This is a genomic window from Mycobacterium sp. (assembly GCF_039583785.1).
GTDB lineage: Bacteria > Actinomycetota > Actinomycetes > Mycobacteriales > Mycobacteriaceae > Mycobacterium.
In genome coordinates, this window is the sequence record NZ_JAVKSG010000115.1 from 1 (window position 1) to 6,358 (window position 6,358).

4 protein-coding genes are annotated in these 6,358 nt (G+C 70.8%); 1 reads left to right on the forward strand and 3 read right to left on the reverse strand.

Annotated elements, in window-relative coordinates:
* Positions 1-10 precede the first annotated feature (10 nt).
* The 3 genes from ABDV69_RS19715 to ABDV69_RS19725 all read right to left on the reverse strand — a co-directional run bounded on the left by ABDV69_RS19715 (position 11) and on the right by ABDV69_RS19725 (position 2,393).
* A complete protein-coding gene (locus ABDV69_RS19715) occupies positions 11-382 on the reverse strand; it encodes a hypothetical protein (RefSeq protein ID WP_343577406.1) in 372 nt (123 codons plus the stop codon).
* A 132-nt stretch (positions 383-514) separates the two neighbouring features.
* Complete coding sequence (locus ABDV69_RS19720; protein WP_343577408.1) at positions 515-961, reverse strand: hypothetical protein; 447 nt, start codon at positions 959-961, stop codon at positions 515-517.
* Positions 962-1,169: 208 nt separating this feature from the next.
* A complete protein-coding gene (locus ABDV69_RS19725) occupies positions 1,170-2,393 on the reverse strand; it encodes a class I SAM-dependent methyltransferase (protein WP_343577410.1) in 1,224 nt (407 codons plus the stop codon).
* Between the two features lie 492 nt (positions 2,394-2,885).
* Here ABDV69_RS19725 and ABDV69_RS19730 point away from each other — a divergent pair.
* Positions 2,886-6,358 (forward strand): PGRS repeat-containing protein (locus ABDV69_RS19730; protein WP_343577411.1); only part of this gene is annotated, 3,473 nt, incomplete at its 3' end.

Sequence of the window (6,358 nt, forward strand, 5' to 3'; positions counted from 1 at the left end):
GCAGCCGGTGTTATCGGCCGGGTTGGCCGGGTTGGCCGGGTTGACCCGGTAGGCCTGGTTGACCGCCCGCGCCGGGCGCCCCGCCGGCGCCGCCTGCGCCGCCCGCGCCGGGCGCCCCGCCTTGGCCGCCTTGGCCGCCGCGACCGCCTTGGCCGCCGTTGCCGCCTTGGCCGCCGTTGCCGCCGCCACCGGGATCGAAGTGCGCCGGTCCGCCAGCGGTACTGAGGTGGTCGATCATGTCGGCGCCGGCGGCGGGCGTGGTGGCCAGCGGACTCACCACCGCAACCAGAAGCGCACCGGCAGCGGCACCCAGCCCGACCGCATCACGGCGTGCCGTGACGTTGCGCGATAGGCGCTTCCAGATACTGCGACGACGAACCATCGGCATGCCTTTCGGTGAGCCACCCACATTTTCCGGCGTCACATCAACGTAGCTCTCGTGGGTGGGAAAGAGCCAAACTTCGGCACTTCACCGAAGACTGTTGTGCGGGTGAGTGGTCGCCTGCAGCGTGGTCTACCGGGGAGCGCACATCTTGTCGAGTTGGGCGAATTCGGAGTTCAGGTCATTTTGCAGCGGACGCTGAACATCGGGGTTGGCATCGGTCAGGTAGTTGATGCCCAACTGTTCAACCGTGTTGGCCAGGGAATTGACGGCATTGCCGAGATCAGCGGGGACCTTGGTGTTTGCGGCGAGCCGGTCGCGCAGGTACGCACCACTACCTATGAGCGCCAAACGTGCGTTACCGGCCACCGCAAGCCCGGCAGTCGCGTCGTTCGGGTTCGCGCGCAGGTGGGTGTTGATGACCACCGCTTTTTTCGCCGAGGTGTAGGCCGAGCACACATTCGCGTGCGCGTCGCCGCCTTGCTGGGTTGCCGAGGCGCCGTTGCGTGCTGGGTGGAAATACGCCAGGGCGGCTAGGGCCACGGCGACCACGGCGACCACGGCGACGCCGGCGACCACGTAGGTCAGCCATTGCGACCGCCCTGCTGGTTTGAGGGGCGAAGACTTTTCGTTAACGGAGGACTCCTTCGGGGTTTCCGGACGGGCGGATTCGGTGTGCGATCCATTAGGCATCGGCTGATGGTACCGCGCCTCATCGAGGCGGTGTGGCGCAGCCGGATTCGCCTCGGGCCCGCCGCGGCTATGTCGGCCGGATGTGGTCATCGCTTTACGGCCGCGAGTTCGAGTTCAGGCTCATCGCCAGGAAATCGAGGCGCCACAGTGCCCCGAAGAGCTTGCGGGCGAATTTCTCGACGTCGGCCACGGTGCCCCGCGACGAGGCCTCCGTGTGCACTGAATCGGCAATCTCTCGAATCGTGCGATGGCCGTCGACAAGCCGCACCAAGGGCAGCTGAGCCGAGTTCAGCGACACTCGCCAGTCCGGCCGGTAAAGTTCGCTGCCGGCCAACCCGCAGCGCATCCGCATCAACGGAACGTAATCCAGGCAAGCCTGCGTCGAAAAATCAACCGCATAGGACTGCCTAGGCCGCTCCGGGCGGCACGCCATAAAAAAGTGGCAGGCGTTGACAGTGTTGAGACGCTCGATCGCCGACCACAGCGCCGGCTCGGGCAGGGCGTCTATTGCCGGATAGACCGTGTTGGGTTGCGCGAACAGATCGTGTGGATAGTACGGCGCCTTGTTGAACCACCCCTGAAACACCAGCCCGGCGTTGGTGACCAGGTCGATGCAGTCATCGACGGTGTAACTGCGTTCGCGGCCGTGCAGGAAGGTGTCCACCAGTACCGCATCGGACTGCAAATTTCGCGCCATCTTCAGATAGGGCTGCACCAGGTGATCGGGCGAGAGCAGCGATAGCGTCTCGCGCACCATCGCAATCGACGATTCGTTTTGGCCGAGCCCCAAGTCCCGAAACAACGACTGCAGCAACTCGAGTCCGGCGCGGCCGTATTTGGCGTACAACATCACAGCCATGGCGCCATCGGGCCGCAGACAACTTGCCACCGCATTCATCCCTGCTTGCGGATCGGCCAAGTGGTGTAACACGCCGGTCGACACGATCAGGTCGAAATCCAAGCCCAGCGAGGGCAGTTCCTCGATGGGTAGCAGGTGTAACTCCAGGTTGAACAGCCCGTGCTTGTCTTTGAGGTACTGCTGATGATCCAGTGACGGCTGGCTGATATCGACCGCCACCACCTTGGCGTCGGGGTTCATGAAGGCGAAAACCGACGCCTGGTTGGTGCCACAGCCCGCGATCAGAATGTCAAGGTCGGCGTTGTACTCCCGGTCGGGCCACAGCACTCGGTGCGCGTGGCTGGGATCGAACCACTCCCAGTTGTTGGCCAACCATTTTTCGAGGTCTTCTATCGGTTGCGGGTAGCGGTAGCGCTCGTACTGGCGAGTGACCACATCGGCACGCGGGTTGTCGTTCACTTCTGCAGTGGCTCCTTCGCGGTGGCTGTTGACAGCGGAGCGCGTCCCAGTTCCAGGATCGCGTCACCCCCGCACGTAGATTAGCGGTTACCCGCGCGCGGCCCGACGTCCGGCCAGACGCTCATCACGCGCACGCCCGGCCTGGCCCCGCCGGAAAAGACACACCGAGAACGAACAGCCGGCCCGTGCCGCGGGGCCTGGCTTGGGTCTTTAAGGCTTCTTACGAGCCGTTTCTCCGGACGACGCCTGAGAAGCTGACAAGCCTTCGCTGCTTCCTCACAGCTAAGTCGGCGGCGGCCAGCCGGGCCCGGTGCGACCGCTAACAGGCGGCTGAGCTGGCCATTTGTCTTTTTTCGGCAGCGCTAGAGATTCATCCGAACGGATTACGCAGACATGCATAACAGCTCGATCACGTGTGATACCTTGGCAGAACCTGAGGACAGGTCGTCCCTGAGCTTGCGCACTTTCAACGTCAACGGAAGGTTTTTCGAAATGGCTGGTCAGCACTCCAAGAAGCACCGGCGGTCGAGCAAGGCCAATGCGCGTCGTCGCGCGTTGGGCCTCGGCAGCGGTGCAGGGGTTTTTTTGGCACTCGGATTGGGTCCGTTGGCGGGCATGCCGAGTGCGCAGGCTGATCCGCTGACCGACTGGATCGACCTGATCGTCGACCCGGCGATGAGTTCGATGGCCGGTTCGGCGAACGTTTTCGACCCTTCGACGCTGGATGCGGCTCTGTCCTCGCTGACCAGCGGCAGCGGCTTGGAGTCCACGTTCGGCGACCTGTCCGGGGTCTCCAGCACAGCGCTGCCCGACACCGGCGCCGCTGCGGCGGCATCGAGCACCGACTCGTCTTCGTCGTTCTTGCAGGGGCTTGAGTCGGACTTCACGTCGATGTTCAGTGGCCACCAGGACGCGGCGTCGTCTTCGCTGTTCGCCCTGCCGACCTGTGGCAGCGGTTTCGCTGATCTGTTCTGTGACGGCGCCAACGGTGTCGGCGGCGGCTCGCTGGCCGAAGCCGACGGCAGTGCCGGCGGGTTGTTCTACGGCAACGGCGGTGAGGGTGCCACCGACGCGGCCGGTGTGGGCGGTACCGGCGGTAGTGCCGGCTACTTGGGTGACGGCGGTGACGGCGGCGCTGGCGCTGACGGCGGGGCCGGCGGTGCCGGCGGGACCGGCGGGCTGTTCTACGGCAACGGTGGCGACGGCGGTGTCGGCGGGGACGGGGTGGCCGGCACGGCCACCACCGCCGGCGGGACCGGCGGTGACGGCGGGGCCGGAGGCGGTGTGGGTACGTACAACTTCTTCGGTGACGGCGGGTCCGGCGGCGACGGCGGGGTCGGCGGTGTGGGCGCGACCGGCGCTGACGGCAGCACCGGCGCGGCCGGCGTGAGCGGGGTCAACGACGGCGCCGGCGGTGCCGGCGGCAACGGCGGTGCCGGCTATGCCGGTGGTGCCGGCGGCAACGGCGGTGACGCGGGCTCCGGCGGATACTTCGGGCATGTGGGTGTCAACGGCAGCGGCGGTGACGGCGGCATGGGCGGCAGTGCCGGTGCCGGCGGTAACGGTGGTGTCGGCGCGGCCGGCGTGGCCGGCGTGGAGGGCAGCGGCGGCGCTCTCGGCGCGGGCGGTAACGGCGGTCAAGGTGGCGACCCGGGCACCGTGGCGGGCAAAGGCGGGGCCGGCGGGTCGGCGGGCACCGGTGGTACCGGCGGCGAGGCGGGTACCGCCGGTGCTGACGGCAGCGTGACAACGAGCGGCGGCAACGGCGGGGCCGGCGGTGTCGGCGCGACCGGTGTGGCCGGGATCGACGGCGGCAACGCCGGTAACGGTGGTGACGGTGGCGCAGGCGGGCTGTACGGCAACGGTGGCGCCGGTGGCGCCGGCGGGACCGGCGAGGCCGGCGCCAACGGCACCGATGGCGCCAACGCCACCACTGCGGGCGCCAACGGCGGCGACGGCACCAGCGGCACCGCCGGCGGTACCGGCGGCGACGGCGGCACCGGCGGTGCAGGCGGTAAAGATGCCGGTAACGGTGGCGCCGGTGGCGCTGCCGGCAGCGGCGGTGTCGGTGGATCCGGCGGCAGCGGCGGCAACGGCGCCGACGGCTCCACCACCAGCGCCACCGGCGACGGCGGCAGCGGTGGTACCGGCGGCAATGGCGCGCAAGGCGGCGCCGGCGGCACCGGCGGCGCGGGCGGCACAGCCATCGCGGCCGGGTACTCCGACGGCAGCACGGGTGCGGACGGTAATGGCGGTGCTGGCGGCGACGCCGGCACCGGCGGCAACGGCGGCAACGGTGTGGTCACCACCGATGGCACCGTGGGCACCGGCGGTGCGGGCGGCGCCGGCGGCAACGTCGGCGACGGCGGCGCGGCAGGCGGGTCCACCGGCACGGCCGGCGCGATGGGCACCGGCGGCGACGGCGGCACCGGCGGTAACGGCGCGGCCAGTGTGGCCGCCGGGGTCGCCGGTGGCACCGGCGGCGTCGGCGGTGCCGGCGGCGACTACGGCAACGGCGGCAACGGCGGCGCCGGCGGGACCGGCACCAATGGCGTCAACGGCGTCAATGGCGTCAACGCCACCAGCCCGGGCGCCTACGGCTCCGACGGCACCAACGGCACCTCAGGTGGATCCGGCGGTAACGGCGGCGCCGGCGGTGAAGGCGGCGTAGATGCCGGTAACGGTGGCGACGGTGGCGCTGCCGGCAGCGGCGGATCCGGCGGCAACGGCGGCAACGGCGGCAACGGCGCACAGGGCTCTACCACCCTCGAAGGATTGGCCGACGGCGGTAACGGCGGTGCCGGCGGCAGCGGCGGCGACGGCGGCACGGCCGGTGACGGCGGTGCCGGCGGTGTGGCCCGAGCGGCCGGGTACAGCGACGGCACCACGGGTGCGTCCGGCACTAGCGGCGCTGGCGGCGACGCCGGCACTGGCGGCAACGGCGGTAACGGCGTAGTCGGCGTCAGTAAAGCCGACACACTTGTCATCGGCAACGGCGGCCTGGGCGGTAACGGCGGCAACGCCGGCACCGGCGGTGCGGCTGCTTACGGCGGTACGGCCGGCGCGACGGGCACCGGCGGCGACGGCGGCGTCGGCGGTAACGGCGCCGACGCGACCAGCCTGCTCGGCTCCGGTGACACCGGTGGTGCCGGTGGTGCGGGCGGTAACGGCGGCAACGTCGGCACCGGTGGTGCCGGCGGCGTGGGCGGTAACGGCGCGACCGGCGGCATCGGCGCAAACGGCACCGACGCCGCGGCCAACAGCGGCGGTAGCGGCACGCCCGGCGGTGGTGCCACGGCCGCCGGTAACGGCGGTACGGGCGGCGCCGGTGGTCTGGGCGGTTCCACCTCCGGTAACGGCGGCGTCGGCGGGGCCGGCGGCCAGGGCGGTAACGGTGCCGCTGGCGGCACCGGCGGCAATGGCGCCGATGGCAGCACCACCTCCACCAGCTCGGGCGCGTACAACGGCGGCAACGGCGGCGCCGGCGGCGCCGGCTCCGCCGGCGGCGAAGGCGGCGCCGGCGGCGCCGGCGGCGGCGTGGCCCAAGGCGGCTCGGGCATCCAGGGTGCCGGCGGGGCCGGCGGCGGCGGCGGCGTCGGCGGCAACGCGGGCAACGGCGGTGACGCCGGTAACGGCGTGGTCAGCTACAACGGCGTGGCCGGCAGCGGCGGCGACGGCGGCGCCGGCGGCAACGTCGGCCTCGGCGGGTCCGGTGGCGCAGGTGGGGTCGGCTCCACCGACGGCATAGCCGGGCAGGCCGGCACCCACGGCATCGACGGCAACGGCGGTTACGGCGGTAACGGCGCTGACGCCACCACCGCGGGCAGTGCCGGCGGTAACGGCGGCTACGGCGGCGCGGGCGGCGACGACGGTAACGGTGGTGCCGGTGGCACCGGTGGGACCGGCGCTAACGGTGTGAACACCGGGTCGGGCCCCGAAGCGGGTGGCAACGGCGGCGACGGCGG